The 12,689-nt window shown below is 70.2% G+C and carries 11 protein-coding genes and 1 tRNA gene; 7 read left to right on the top strand and 5 right to left on the bottom strand.

Annotation, left to right across the window (positions count from 1 at the left end; all coding sequences use genetic code 11):
• Positions 1–24: 24 nt before the first annotated feature.
• Positions 25–1,416: a PP2C family protein-serine/threonine phosphatase gene (locus ACFVH0_RS29820; RefSeq protein WP_385825184.1), complete on the bottom strand. Its 1,392-nt coding sequence runs from the start codon at positions 1,414–1,416 to the stop codon at positions 25–27.
• A gap of 632 nt (positions 1,417–2,048) precedes the next feature.
• Here ACFVH0_RS29820 and ACFVH0_RS29825 point away from each other — a divergent pair.
• Positions 2,049–2,726: a bifunctional DNA primase/polymerase gene (locus tag ACFVH0_RS29825; protein WP_385825186.1), complete on the top strand. Its 678-nt coding sequence runs from the start codon at positions 2,049–2,051 to the stop codon at positions 2,724–2,726.
• Between the two features lie 826 nt (positions 2,727–3,552).
• Here the strand turns inward: ACFVH0_RS29825 and ACFVH0_RS29830 are convergent.
• From ACFVH0_RS29830 to ACFVH0_RS29840, 3 genes are all read right to left on the bottom strand, one after another.
• On the bottom strand, positions 3,553–4,518 hold the full coding sequence (locus ACFVH0_RS29830; protein WP_385825188.1) for a DUF5926 family protein: 966 nt from the start codon (positions 4,516–4,518) through the stop codon (positions 3,553–3,555).
• Between the two features lie 136 nt (positions 4,519–4,654).
• Positions 4,655–5,305 carry an ATP-binding protein gene (locus tag ACFVH0_RS29835; RefSeq protein ID WP_385825190.1) on the bottom strand — a complete coding sequence of 217 codons (651 nt, stop codon included), beginning with the start codon at positions 5,303–5,305 and terminating at the stop codon, positions 4,655–4,657.
• Positions 5,306–5,358: 53 nt separating this feature from the next.
• Entirely contained in the window at positions 5,359–6,192 is an 834-nt protein-coding gene (locus ACFVH0_RS29840) for a glycerophosphodiester phosphodiesterase (protein ID WP_385825192.1), read from the bottom strand.
• Between the two features lie 255 nt (positions 6,193–6,447).
• Between ACFVH0_RS29840 and ACFVH0_RS29845 the strand changes: the two genes are divergently transcribed.
• The 5 genes from ACFVH0_RS29845 to ACFVH0_RS29865 all read left to right on the top strand — a co-directional run bounded on the left by ACFVH0_RS29845 (position 6,448) and on the right by ACFVH0_RS29865 (position 11,114).
• Positions 6,448–7,875: a S1C family serine protease gene (locus ACFVH0_RS29845; protein WP_385825194.1), complete on the top strand. Its 1,428-nt coding sequence runs from the start codon at positions 6,448–6,450 to the stop codon at positions 7,873–7,875.
• Positions 7,876–8,001: 126 nt separating this feature from the next.
• Positions 8,002–8,086, top strand: a tRNA-Ser gene (locus ACFVH0_RS29850).
• Between the two features lie 107 nt (positions 8,087–8,193).
• A complete protein-coding gene (locus ACFVH0_RS29855) occupies positions 8,194–8,391 on the top strand; it encodes a hypothetical protein (protein ID WP_385825196.1) in 198 nt (65 codons plus the stop codon).
• Positions 8,392–8,559: 168 nt separating this feature from the next.
• On the top strand, positions 8,560–8,991 hold the full coding sequence (locus tag ACFVH0_RS29860; protein ID WP_385825198.1) for a LysR family substrate-binding domain-containing protein: 432 nt from the start codon (positions 8,560–8,562) through the stop codon (positions 8,989–8,991).
• Positions 8,992–9,521: 530 nt separating this feature from the next.
• Complete coding sequence (locus tag ACFVH0_RS29865) at positions 9,522–11,114, top strand: ABC transporter substrate-binding protein (protein WP_385825200.1); 1,593 nt, start codon at positions 9,522–9,524, stop codon at positions 11,112–11,114.
• Here ACFVH0_RS29865 and ACFVH0_RS29870 read toward each other — a convergent pair.
• On the bottom strand, positions 11,111–11,986 hold the full coding sequence (locus ACFVH0_RS29870; protein WP_385825202.1) for a bifunctional DNA primase/polymerase: 876 nt from the start codon (positions 11,984–11,986) through the stop codon (positions 11,111–11,113). The genes ACFVH0_RS29865 and ACFVH0_RS29870 overlap by 4 nt on opposite strands.
• A gap of 335 nt (positions 11,987–12,321) precedes the next feature.
• Here ACFVH0_RS29870 and ACFVH0_RS29875 point away from each other — a divergent pair, with 335 nt between their 5' ends.
• Entirely contained in the window at positions 12,322–12,633 is a 312-nt protein-coding gene (locus ACFVH0_RS29875) for a hypothetical protein (protein ID WP_124719964.1), read from the top strand.
• Positions 12,634–12,689 lie beyond the last annotated feature (56 nt).

The following is a 12,689-nucleotide window of genomic DNA, read 5'->3' on the forward strand; positions in this document are numbered from 1 at the left end:
GTGTGGAGCGGGACTCGGCGGCGCTCAGTCGAAACGCGCGGCCAGTACGACCACGTCCTCGGCGCTGTCGCTCCGGTCGCGATCGTTGCCGTTCCGGTCGGGCCCGTCCGGCAGCACGGTGTGCAGCACATGGTCGGCGACGGCTCCGGCGTCGTGGCGCATCGCCTTGGGTACGGACGCGGCAGCCGAGTGGAGCCGCGCGAACGCCCGGTCCGTCGAGACGCCGGTGCGACGGAGCAGCCCGTCGGTGTAGAGCAGTACGGTCTCGCCGGGCGCCGGGGTGATCTGCACGCTGGGCGCCTCCCAGCAGGCGAGCATGCCCAGCGGCGCGGAGACCGAGGTCTCGACGAATTCGGTGCACCGGTCGCCGATCACGATCGGCGGGGTGTGGCCCGCGCCGGCCAGCAGGATCTTGCGCTCGGCCGGTTCGCAGTAGGCGAACAGCGCGGTCGCCGTACGGGCCGGTTCGGTGAGCCGCAGCAGCAGCTCCAGGTCGGAGAGCACGGCGACCGGATCCTCGCCCTCCATCACCGCGTACGCCCGCAGACCGGCCCGCAGCCGTCCCGTGGCGGCCAGCGCGCTCGGCCCGGAGCCGTTCACCGAGCCCACGGCGAGGCCGAGCGCACCCTCCGGCAGGGCGAGCGCGTCGTACCAGTCGCCGCCGCCCTGCGCCGCCCTTCGGTGGCGGGCGGCCAGCTGTACGCCGGGAATCCGGGGCAGCCGGCTGGGCAGCAGCTCCTCCCTGACGGTGGCGACATCGGCTCTGGCCCGCTCCAGCTCCAGCAGCCTGGCCAGGTGCTCACCGGCGTATCCGGCGTAGAGGCCGACGAGATGGCGCTGGCGCTCCAGGGGTTCGGCGGGTTCGTCGTACAGCCAGACGGCGGCACCGAGCCTGCCGGTCGCTCCGGCGGTGATCGGGACGGCGTAGCTGGCGGCGTATCCGAGCCGGGCGGCGACCTCGCGGCGGCGGGGGTCCAGGCCGGGGTCGCCCAGCAGGTCGGGGGTGGTCAGCGCGTTTTCGGTGTCCGGGAGCCCTTCCAGGATCCGGCCGTAGGAGGTGGCGGTGCGCGGAACGGTCTCGATCTGTCCGAGCTCGGCGTGGGCGAGCCCGAGGCCGATGGTGCTCACGGGGCCGCGGCGGTCGGACGGTTCGAGGACGACCAGGCCGCGGCGGGCGCCGACCAGGGCGGCCCCGGCGTCCAGCAGTTCGTGGAGGGCATCGTCGAGCGTGCCGGTTCTGGCCAGCCGCTCGGTGAGTTCGTGCAACGTGGTGAGGTCGGAGATCCAGCCGGCGAGCCGGTCCTGGATGAAGGCTCCGGGAGCGGAGGGCACTTCGGACAGAGACCCGGCAGTGTGAGCTGAAACCGGAACTGTGGGATCGATTCCAGCCACTTTTGGCAGGTGTGGGGCGCTCATGGCTTCCGGCTTTCCGACCAGTGCTTTCTGTCGAATAGCATCGCAAACCCCCATGTCATTCTGCGCCGCTATCAGTGCATCCGCATGTACACGTAGCACCACATGTACACGCACAAGTGAGGCGATGTCCAGCATTGTCCCCACGGGATTTATGGTGTCCGGACGGCCATCAAGTTGGCCAAAAACTGCACCCGTAGGTAACTATTTGCGGTCGACTGGGCGTGCTCGAACAGGGGGTGTTCTCGGGGTGAAGTCCCGGAGGGAGCGTCATTTCGGGCATGCTGGGTACGTAATCGAAGAAGGCCAGGGGCAGTTCTGATCGCCCCGGAACCCGGCAGCGGGCCCGGACGTCCTCTCCAGTGACGGCCACGCCCCCACCCCCGAGTGGCGGGGTTTGCACCTCGGTACGGCAGGCGCGATGTGCGCCGCTCCTCGCCGCGCTTGTCCGGACCGGTCCGTCCGGACCCGTCTCGCACCTGCTCGACTCGGCTCGGCCCATGCTCGGTACCGACGACCCACCCGTACCGCAGATTTGAAGAGCATGTACGCACAGTGAAGTGATGCACACGCACAGCAACTCACACGCGGTGTGATGTGGCCCCTCGGCGTTCAACGGAAAGGAACGAGCGCTCATGCGCGAGATCCTCGGAAGGCGACGCAGGCTCCGGCTCCGGCGCAGGGCAAGGCCGGCCCAGCTCGACGCGGCCCTGACCTGTGCCACGGCATGGCGGTGGCCCGTGCTCCCCGGAGTCGGGCTGGAGGCGGCCGGTGGTCGCGGTGGCCGTGGCCGCGGCTGCGCCTGTCCCGATCCCGAGTGCGCCGTGCCCGGCGCGCACCCCTTCGACCCCGGTCTCCTCGCGGCGACCACCGACGAGCGCATGGTGCGCTGGTGGTGGGCCAACCGGCCCGCCGCCCCGATCCTCCTGGCCACCGGCGGGCACGCCCCCTGCGCGCTGAGCCTGCCGGCCGTGGCCGCCGCCCGGGCGCTGGTCGAGCTGGACCGGATGGGCGTGCGGCTCGGCCCCGTGGTGGCGACGCCGACGCGGTGGTCGCTGATGGTCGCCCCGTACAGCCTCGAACGGCTCGGTGAGCTGCTGCACGCCCAGGACTGGGTGCCCAGCTCGCTGCGTTTCCACGGCGAGGGTGGCTATCTCGTCCTCCCGCCGTCCGAGGCGGGAGCGGGGCAGGTGCGCTGGGAGCGCGCCCCGGCGTCGGATGCGCCGTGGCTGCCGGATGTGGGGACGGTGCTGGACGCACTGGTCGAGGCGAGCAGCGGCGCACCGGACGGCGGCAGCCGGCTCGCGTACTGACGGGGGCAGGGGCGCAGGGGCCGGGCCGAGTCGCGTCGGCTCCGGGTTTCCGTCGGGATATCCGGCGGACTGTCAGATGCTCATGCGAAGCCGACAGATGGGGCTCGGGATATCCGGGTGATCGGATTCCCGATGACGGATACGGCCCCGGATACGGCCCCGGATATGGCTTCGATGCGACCCGGGTTCGTTCCCGGTCCATGCCACGCAATTGCAAAGCCCGCCGTGTCCGCCGTTGCAAAGTCCGGCGGCGGAAGGCTTTCTGATGACCTTTCCGGAACGCCTCGGACCGGATTACTCGAATATCTATTCGACTGATTCCGGTGGCGGTCGGTGGCGGCAGCGGTATTCGCGGAGATCGTCCGGCCCGCAGGCATCCGCCCCCGGCGCCCGGTGCCCGGTGCCGGGCATCTGTCCGAGACCGATCGGTCCCGCAGGGGCTCGTTCCTCCCGCTCCGCCGGTCCGTACGCGGGGCCGACCGTCGCGGGGCGAGGCGGGGGCGTGGGACGGGGCAGTGCGCGACAGGGTGGGGCAGTCGCGGGTGCGAGGGCGTGAGTCGTTGTGCTCGATGAGCCGGGGCGTATCGACGAGGGGCTTCTGCGCGGTCTCGTGCGCCGTGGTGCGCGCTGTGCGCCGTACCCGGAAATGAGGATGCCCGATCGCTGGCGACGGGGGATGCACCAGCGACCGGGCTTCTAGAACGGTAACAAGAGATCTGCCGTTCGCAAATTCGATCTCGCGTATTCGGACAGGGATTTACCTATGAGTACGGGGAGTTGTGACGCGAGTCACCTATTGGGCCCGCGGGCCCGGCGCTCGTCACCGTCAGCTGAGAGTCACCTGGCGGTTGGTGAGCCCGCCGCGCGCCCGCCGCTCCTCCGCGGTGAGGGGCGCGTCCGAGGCGAGTGCCTCGGTCAGCCGCTCCGCGAACTCCGCCGCGGGCTTCTCGCACTCCTCGGCGCCCATCGCGCTCGGCAGGTCCCAGACCGGGACCATCAGCCCGTGCGCCCGGAAGGAGCCGACCAGCCTGGTGCCCTCGCCCAGCGAGGAGGTGCCGGCGGCGTGCAGCCGGGCGAGCGCGTCGAGCAGCCGCTCCTCGGCGTGCGGCATGACCCAGCGAAGGTGGTTCTTCTCCGGGGTCTCGCACCAGTAGGCGGCGTCCACACCGGCGAGCCGCGTCGTCGGGATCGCCGCCTCGTTCGCGCGCTCCAGGGAGGCGGACACCTCGGGCGTGGCGTTCTCCGCGTCCGGAACCCAGAACTCGAAGCCGGAGTGGACGGCGGGCTCGAACGCCGCATCCGGGTCGAGCACGTCCTGAAGCCGCGGACCGTCGGCCGGCACGCGCTGCGCGGCCACCGGCGAACCGGGCTCGGCGGCCAGCGCCCGCAGCAGGGTGTCCGCGAGGTCACGGCTGAGGTCACCGGACGGGGTGTCGTTCTGCAGGGCGAGCAGCACCGAACCGTCGTCGCGACGGAGCGCCGGCCAGGCCATCGGCAGGACGGTCGCGAGCGTCACCGAGGGCACGCCCTCGGGCAGCCCGTCCTTCAGCGTCAGCGGCACGGTGGCGGCGGGCACCAGTTCGCGCAGCGCGACCCAGTCGCACTCGCCGGCCAGCCCCTCGAAGGGACGGTGGACCAGCTCGGTCACGGCCTGGGCGGCGGCGCGGCCGTGACAGGCCTTGTAGCGGCGGCCCGAACCGCACGGGCAGGGCTCACGAGCCCCGACCACCGGGATCTCGCCGTCCTTGAGTTGCTGCTTCCCGGCCTTGGTCTGAGGGCGCTTCTTGGCCATGGTGGGCTTTCTCCCGATTGCGACAGTGCGGTCTGGGCCGCGAGCCTAGCCGTCCCTGTCGCGTCCGGGACACACGCGCCCGCACGCCCATGTGTCCGCCGGTACCGGCATCGGTGCCGGAGCGAGCGGCGGAGCGTCAGCTCACGTCGTCGAAGGCGTCCGCGAAACCCAGCGCGTCGAGCGCCGAGACGCCCGGCCTCGAAATGTTCGCCCCCGAAATGCCCGTTCTCGGCGCACCCGGCACCCCGGGCCCCTGCCCGTGTCCCTCGTTGACCAGGACCCAGACGGTCACTTCACCGGACGAGCTGTCGCGTACGCCCCACTCGTCGGCCAGCGCGCTGATGATGTTGAGCCCGCGGCCGCCACGCGCTGTCACCGACGGGGTGGCCGGAACCGGACGGGTCGGACCGCCGCCGTCCGTCACCTCGACGGTCAGCCCGCCCGTTCTGTCGACGCGCCATGCGGCGCGGACGTCGCCGTCACCCACATCCGTGTGCCGGCCCAGTGGCCTGCCGTGCCGGCAGGCATTGCTGAGCAGTTCGGAAAGAATCAGCACTGCATCGTCGACGACCGAATCCGACACCCCGTGACTGCGCAACTGCTCGCGCATCCGGTGTCGCGCCTGGCCCACGCCCGCAGGGCCATGGGGTACGGCCATGCTCGACGACGTGGGCACTTCCTGTGCCACCACCAACGCCACCCCCGAGACCTCCTTTGCCCCACGCCACGGAGTGGATGCCCCCTTGGACTGGACCGGAAACCGGCCAATGGACTGCCAGTGACGCACTCGTAACGATCGAATACGATTCGAATGCGCCGGTGCACTCCGTGTAACTGATGTTAAGAGCGTCCAAGTTGCGCCAGAACCTGTTTCGGGCGGTTCGTGATGATTGCCTCGATACCGAGGTCGACGCACCGTTGGACGTCCTCCGGTTCGTTCACCGTCCAGACGTGCACGCGGTGCCCCGCGCGGTGCAGTCGCTCGATGTAGCCGGGGTGATTGCGTACGATCCGCATCCCCGGTCCGGCGATCCGCGCCCCGGCGGGCAGCCGCCCGTCGCGCAGCCGTGGCGAGAGGAACTGCATCAGATACACCGTGGGCAGCGTGGGGGCCGCGGCCTGGATGCGGTGCAGCGAGCGTGCCGAGAAGCTCATGATGCGCACCGGCGACGGGCCGTCGGCCGAGGGCGCGTCGAGCTCGAAGTGCTTCAGCAACTGCAGCAGCCGATCCTCCACCTGGCCCGCCCAGCGGGTGGGGTGCTTGGTCTCGACGGCCAGCTGGAGCGGGCGCCCGGCGGCCCGGGTCTCGACGACGAGTTCGAGCAGCCGCTCCAGGGTCAGCACGGAGGTGAGTTCCCCCGGCACCGGATCCCAGTCCGGGGACTCCGACTCCTCGCGGTCCTTCCAGGAGCCGAAATCGAGGGCCGCGAGCTCGGCGAGCTCCAGGGCGGAGACGGCGCCCCGGCCGTTGGAGGTGCGGTTCACCCGGCGGTCGTGCACGCACACGAGGTGGCCGTCGGCGGTGAGACGTACGTCGCACTCCAGGGCGTCGGCACCGTCCTCGATCGCCTTCCGGTACGCGGCGAGGGTGTGCTCGGGGGCGTCGTCGGACGCGCCCCGGTGGGCGATGACCTGGATGGGGTGGTCCGTGGATTGCCGGCGTGCGTGGGTCACCGCGTCATCGTGTCACCGTCGGGCGACCCCTGTGCGCACGTTGCGCGGCGGAGCACGTACCCCCGGGGGTGCGGCCTCGGCGCATGCTGCGGTGCGTCTTGCACCGTGGGACCGTTTTGACCGATGTAAAGATTGGTGTGCGGATGCACAGGTCCTGCTTACAGTGGCCTGACGTGCCTTGGGAAAAGCTGTTACGGGACACGTACGCAGCGGATCTCTTGCCGAAATTGATGTGGAACCGAGGAGTAAAAAGCTGTGAGCACAGAGAACGAGGGCAACGAGGGCACCGCGGCCGAGGCCGTTCCGTCCGCACCTCCAGTGCCGGCCGACGCTCCTCAGGGGGCACCTGGGAGCCCGCCCGAGTCCACCCCCGCCGCGGCGGCCGAACCGCCGGCCGCGCCTCCCCACGCGCCCCACACCCCTCCCCTCAACCCCCACGCACCGCCGCAGTCGGCCGCCGAGGCCAACTGGCCGCCCCCGCCCGCCGTGCCCGCGTACGCCTCCCACGGTGCGGGCGCCGGCGGCCCGGTCTGGGGCGCGCCGCCCCAGCCGTACACCCCCGAAGGCCCGCGCAGGCGTGGCATGGGCGGTCTGGTGGCGGCGGTGGCGGCCGCGGCGCTGATCGCCGGCGGCATCGGCGGCGGCATCGGCTACTGGGCGGCCGACCGCAACGACTCCGGCTCGACCACGGTTTCGGCGTCGGCCAATCAGCAGGAGCTCAAGCGCGATCCCGGCACGGTCGCGGGCGTGGCGTCCAAGGCGCTGCCCAGCGTGGTCACCATCGACGCGCAGGGTGGCGACGGCGAGGGCGGTACGGGCACCGGCTTCGTGTACGACAAGGAGGGCCACATCCTCACGAACAACCACGTGGTGGCCTCCGCGGCGGACAGCGGCCAGCTCACGGCGACGTTCTCCGACGGCAAGAAGTACGGCGCCGAGGTGGTCGGCCGGGCGCAGGGCTACGACGTCGCCGTGCTGAAGCTGAAGAACCCGCCGTCGGGGCTCACCCCGCTGTCCCTCGGCAATTCGGACCAGGTCGCGGTCGGCGATTCCACGATCGCGATCGGCGCCCCGTTCGGCCTGTCCAACACGGTCACCACGGGCATCATCAGCGCGAAGAACCGCCCGGTCGCCTCCGGTGACGGCTCCGGCGGCAGCAACTCCTACATGAGCGCCCTGCAGACCGACGCCTCGATCAACCCGGGCAACTCCGGCGGCCCGTTGCTCGACGCGCGCGGAGCGGTCATCGGCATCAACTCCGCCATCCAGTCGACCGGCAGCAGCGTCGGCCAGACCCAGGCCGGCTCCATCGGCCTCGGCTTCGCGATCCCGATCAACCAGGCGACGAACGTCGCCCAGCAGCTGATCAAGACCGGCAAGCCGGTCTACCCGGTGATCGGAGCCACGGTCGCCATGGACGAGAAGACCGGCGGCGCGGTCATCTCCGACCGGGGGGTGGGCGGTACGGCGGCCGTGTCGAAGGACGGCCCCGCGGACCGGGCCGGCCTCCGGGCGGGCGATGTCATCACGAAGTTCAATGACACCGTGATCGACAGCGGCCCGACCCTGATCGGCGAGATCTGGACCCACAAGCCCGGCGACCGGGTGACGCTCACCTACACGCGCGACGGCAAGACGGACACCGCCGAGGTCACCCTCGGGGAGCGCAGCGGCGACAGCTGACCGCCCCATCGGCCACAGCCCCTGATGCGCGGGAGGGCCCCGCACCTGCGGACCCCTCCCGCGCATCAGGACGACGGCCGACTACCGGTACGCTGTAGGCGCTCCGTCACAGGTGGGCGGAGCAGGGGTGGGTTGCCCGAGCGGCCTAAGGGAACGGTCTTGAAAACCGTCGTGGCGCGAGTCACCGTGGGTTCAAATCCCACACCCACCGCAGTGGTTGAGAGCCTCTGACCAGCAGCATCGGTCGGAGGCTCTCCCGTTCGGCCTGACCGCGCCGCGGCTGTCCGCCGGGGTCGAGGCACATCGAATCGCCGGGATATGGCCGTTCCTTCTCACCGCCCCGCCTCCTTGCTGGTGGCAGGCCTCGGCGGGGCGGCCCGGGGCGTGGACGTGTCCGTCCGGTACCTGGCCGGCGGGGTCGTGAGCAGTGCTTTGATCCAGTCGTTCGCCCTGGGGGCGCTCCTGGAGCCGGTGCGCGGTCGTCGCCGGGGGCTCGCCCGTGCGAGCCGCGGCTGAACTGTTCCACCTCGGCCCGACACCGCGCAGAACGACCGGCCGACTCCGCCCGGAACAGTGTCACTGCCGTTCCCCGGCGTTGATCACCGGGCTGACCGGGCTGACCGGGCTGACCGGGCTGACCGTGCTGCCCGGCCTGCTGCGCACCGCTGGGAACGCTTCCGCGACGTGCACCAGGACATCCAGGAAATGACCACCGCCCCGCAGATCGCTGCCCTGTACGACAGGACCATCGGCATCGGCCTCCTGCGCGGGCCCCCTGCCGACGAAGCGGAGGCGGGCTTCGAGACCGTCCTGCCCGAGCCCTTCGTGGCCGCCCTCCCGTCCGCGCCGTCCGCGCACCCCCTCGCGGCCCAACGGGCCGTCCCTCTCGCGCAGTTGGCCGACTCGCCCTTTGTGTCGCTGCCGCGCGAGGCGGGCCCGCAGCCGCATGACCGGATCACCGGCCTGTGCGTCGCCGCGGGCTCCGGGCCCCGGGTGGTGCAGCGCGCGGCGGAGTGGCGGACCGTCTGTGCCCTGGTGGAAACCGGCCTGGGCGCAGGTCTCTTGTCGACCACCGGTGAGAATTCACCGGTCGGGCACCGACGAGACATGCCCTGAACCAGGGGTGTCCTGCACGGCAATTGGATCTCGGAGCCGCGGCAAAACGTGACCTACGTGACTGAAACCGGCCACGGACGGTTCCGGACGGAGTGCGGGCGACAGCGGGCCGCAGAGGCCGTCCGAGGTTTATCCGCGGGGTGTTGGCTGATCAGGGCTGTAGTCGCGGTGGCCGGGGCGGGCAGCCCGGCGGCATGGTTGGATACCAGCCAATTATGTGTCAAGTGCTGGCTGAGAGTGAAGATTCTTGTCGCATGATGTGCCACCACACAGCGCTGCGTACTACTAGATTGTCAAAGCACCACGGGACCGATCATGGTCTGCCCTTCATCGTTCATCAGCTGTCATTCGGCAGCCAGTCACCATGTAGAACCCTGGTGAACACCATGTTCAGGCAGGCTTTCGGTCCGTACCACCGCGCACGGCCGGGCTGACAGTGCTGGACGGTCGCGACGTTCGCAGTAGTTCCTGACCTGATCCGGTTGTCCGGGGATCCCCACCTCCCCGGCCGAGAGTATGAGGCACGTTCTGTGAAGGTTCGTACGAGGCGGTCGGCCACTCTGATGTCCGGTGGAGTGGCAGTGGTGCTGTTGCTGACGGGTTGTGGCTCCGAGGACCAGATCTGGCCATTCGAGAGCAAGGACACGATGGTCGTCGGCATGTCCGACGACATCCTGGCGACCGATCCGGCCGCGGGGTACGACCCGGGCTCCTGGCTGCTGTTCAACAACGTCTTCCAGTCGCTGCTGAGTTTCCCGCCCGGGGGTTCCATCCCGGTGCCCGAGGCCGCCGACGAGTGCGGCTTCTCGGACGGCAGCAGGACCTACACCTGCACCTTGCGCGACGGGCTGAAGTTCAGCAACGGCAACAGCCTCACCTCGGCGGACGTCAAGTACTCCTTCGACCGGGCGATCAAGATCAACGACCCGGCGGGCCCCGCACCGCTGCTCTCCACCATCTCGTCGATCAGGACCCCGGACGACAAGACCGTCATATTCCGCCTCAAGGTGCCGGACGCGACATTCCCCAGCAAGATCGCATCGGGCGCCGGCTCCATTGTGGACCGCCGGGTCTATCCCAAGGACAGTCTGCTCGAAGGCGGCAAGACGGTCGGTTCCGGTCCTTACAAGCTGGATTCCATAGACAAGTCGGAAGCCGTCTTCTCGGTCTATTCCGGCTATCACGGAACCGCCGAGGTGAAGAACTCCGGCGTGACGATGAAGCTCTTCCAGGGGAATCAGCAGGCGCTCAAGACCGCTCTGGAGAACGACGAGGTCGACATCGCGTACCGCGGCCTCACCGCCAAGACGATTGCCGCGCTGGACACTTCGCCGTCCGCGGAGAAGGACGGCCTCGACGTCATCCAGGGCAGCAGCGCGGAAGTCCAGCACATGGTCTTCAACGTCAAGGACCCGGTGGTCGGCAAGATCGCCGTGCGCAAGGCCATCGCCTATCTCGTGGACCGTTACGCCCTGGTCAGCGAGGTCTACCAGTCCACTGCGACACCGCTCTACTCGATCGTCCCGGTCGGTGTCACCGGACACGGCAACTCCTTCTTCAACACGTACGGCGACAGCCCGCAGCCGCAGAAGGCGAAGGACGTCCTGAGGGAATCCGGCATCACCGACAAGGTGAAGCTCACCCTCTGGTCCACGCCGAGCCGTTACGGACCGGCCACCGACGACGAACTGCAGACCATCGCCGATCAGCTGAACAAGAGCGGGCTGTTCGAGGCCGGGATGAAGTCCGTTCCGTTCGATCAGTACGAAAAGGGCATCGCCGACGGCAAGTTCGGCATCTACGTGAAGGGCTGGGTGCCCGACTATCCCGACCCCGACAACTTCACCCAGCCGTTCTTCGGCGACGGAAATGTCCTGTCGAACAATTTCGAGAACAGCGACATAACCAAGCGGATCATCCCGCAGACCTCGTCCATGACCGACCGCTCGAACACCCGGTCGTCGTTCATCAAGCTCCAGGACATCGTGGCGCGTCAGCTGCCGCTCCTGCCGCTCTGGCAGGGCAAGCAGTACGCCGTCGCCAACGAGAACGTCCGGGGTCTGCAGAACTGTCTGGACACGTCCACCGTCTTCCGGTTCTGGGAGCTCAGCACCGCGCCTTAGGGCGTGTCCGGTGCGGCCGAGGCCAGGCGGGCCGCGGACGCGATCGTGGCGCGGGCCTCGCGTTCGGTGAGGCCGGTGCGGACGGCGGCCCGGGTGAGCGCGTCCGCCAGGGCGTCTCCGTATCCGTGTTCGTAGGCGCGGCAGGCCGCCCAGAAGAGCCGTGTGTTGCGCTGGCCCTCGCGTGCCGCGAGGACGAAGCGGACCAGCCCCCGCCCCCGGCCCGGCGACCCCGTGCTGTGCCGGCGCCGCGCCGGGGGTGTGATCAGGCGCAGCAGCGCGCGGGGGCAGGGGGCCGGAGGCAGGCCGGCGGTGCCCGGGGCGAGCCGGTAGCGGCCGTGCGGAGTGACCGAGCCGGGGCCCACCAGATAGCCACCGGTGCCCCGGATGTCGATGCCGGGGGCGAGGCGGCTCGCGGAGTTCGGTACGGGGATGCCGGGCGGGCCGGTCAGCCAGAGGTGCCGTCCGCCGCTCGGGGTGAGGACCGTGACGGTCGGCGGGATCGTGAACAGGTGGTGCAGGGCCAGTCGGCGCAGTGATACGGCGGAGTCGTCGCAGCCCGTGGGGTCTACGTCCAGGTCGATGCCGATGAGGTGGTGCGGGGGCCGGCCGCAGGCGATGCCGTAGCCGGTGGCCCAGGGGGCGGCGGCGAAGAGGGCCCGTACGGCGGCCGGGTCCGTGGTGGCGTCGTGGACGCCGTGTCCGGGAAGGCCGCACGCGCCCCGGCAGCTCGTCCGACGGTCGTCGTTGCGGTGCGGGGAGGGCAGCGCGGGGAGCTTGCGGGCGGTCAGCGGGATGACGGGGAGCCCGCGCTCGGCGGCGGAGAGCGCATGGGCGAGGGCCAGGGTGGCGGTCTGCCGGTCGGTGATGGCCATGGCTCTATTTTCGTTCAGGTGTTCGAAAAGAGGAAGAGGGCATGGCGTCGGCGGCCCGGCCGCCGTAACGCTTCTGCCCTTGGGGGATACGGGGCCGGGCGCCCAGGCGGCTTTCCGGCGGCGCCCCGGTGGGGCGCGGACGGGGTGAGCTGAGGCTTTTGGGGCGCACAAAGGTTTATCGGCGCTTCCTCACGCCTGCGGGGGAATCGGATCGCATGGGTGGTTCGCCGGGGATCCGGTGGGCAGCTCTGGTGTCGCGACGTCGTGACCAACGCCGGGGCGGTGGGCCAACCGCCTCGGAACAAGCCGTACTTCCGGTTCCTGGAGGAATTGACATGGCAAGCATCCGTACCGCTCGTGCCCTCGCCGCTGTTGCCGCCCTGCCCCTCGCCGCCGCGCTCTTCGGCGGTGTGGCCCAGGCCGACAGCGGCTCGTTCGCGAACGACGGATCGAACGCGGCCGTCGCGACGGTCGTCGGCAGCGGTGTCGGCGGCAACAACTCCGGCAACTCGTCCACGTCCCAGCAGCAGGCCGTCGGCGCCGGGGCGTCGAACCAGAGCAATTCCGCGCAGGTGAACGGCTCCGGATTCACCGTGGTCGACCAGGACAACGACAACGTCGCGGTGAACTTCACCAACCTCTGGTGAGCCGTGGCCGGCCATGGCCGGCCGGGGGGACGGGCCAGGGGCGGCAGGACATGCAG

This window comes from Streptomyces sp. NPDC127117, assembly GCF_042677325.1.
GTDB lineage: Bacteria > Actinomycetota > Actinomycetes > Streptomycetales > Streptomycetaceae > Streptomyces.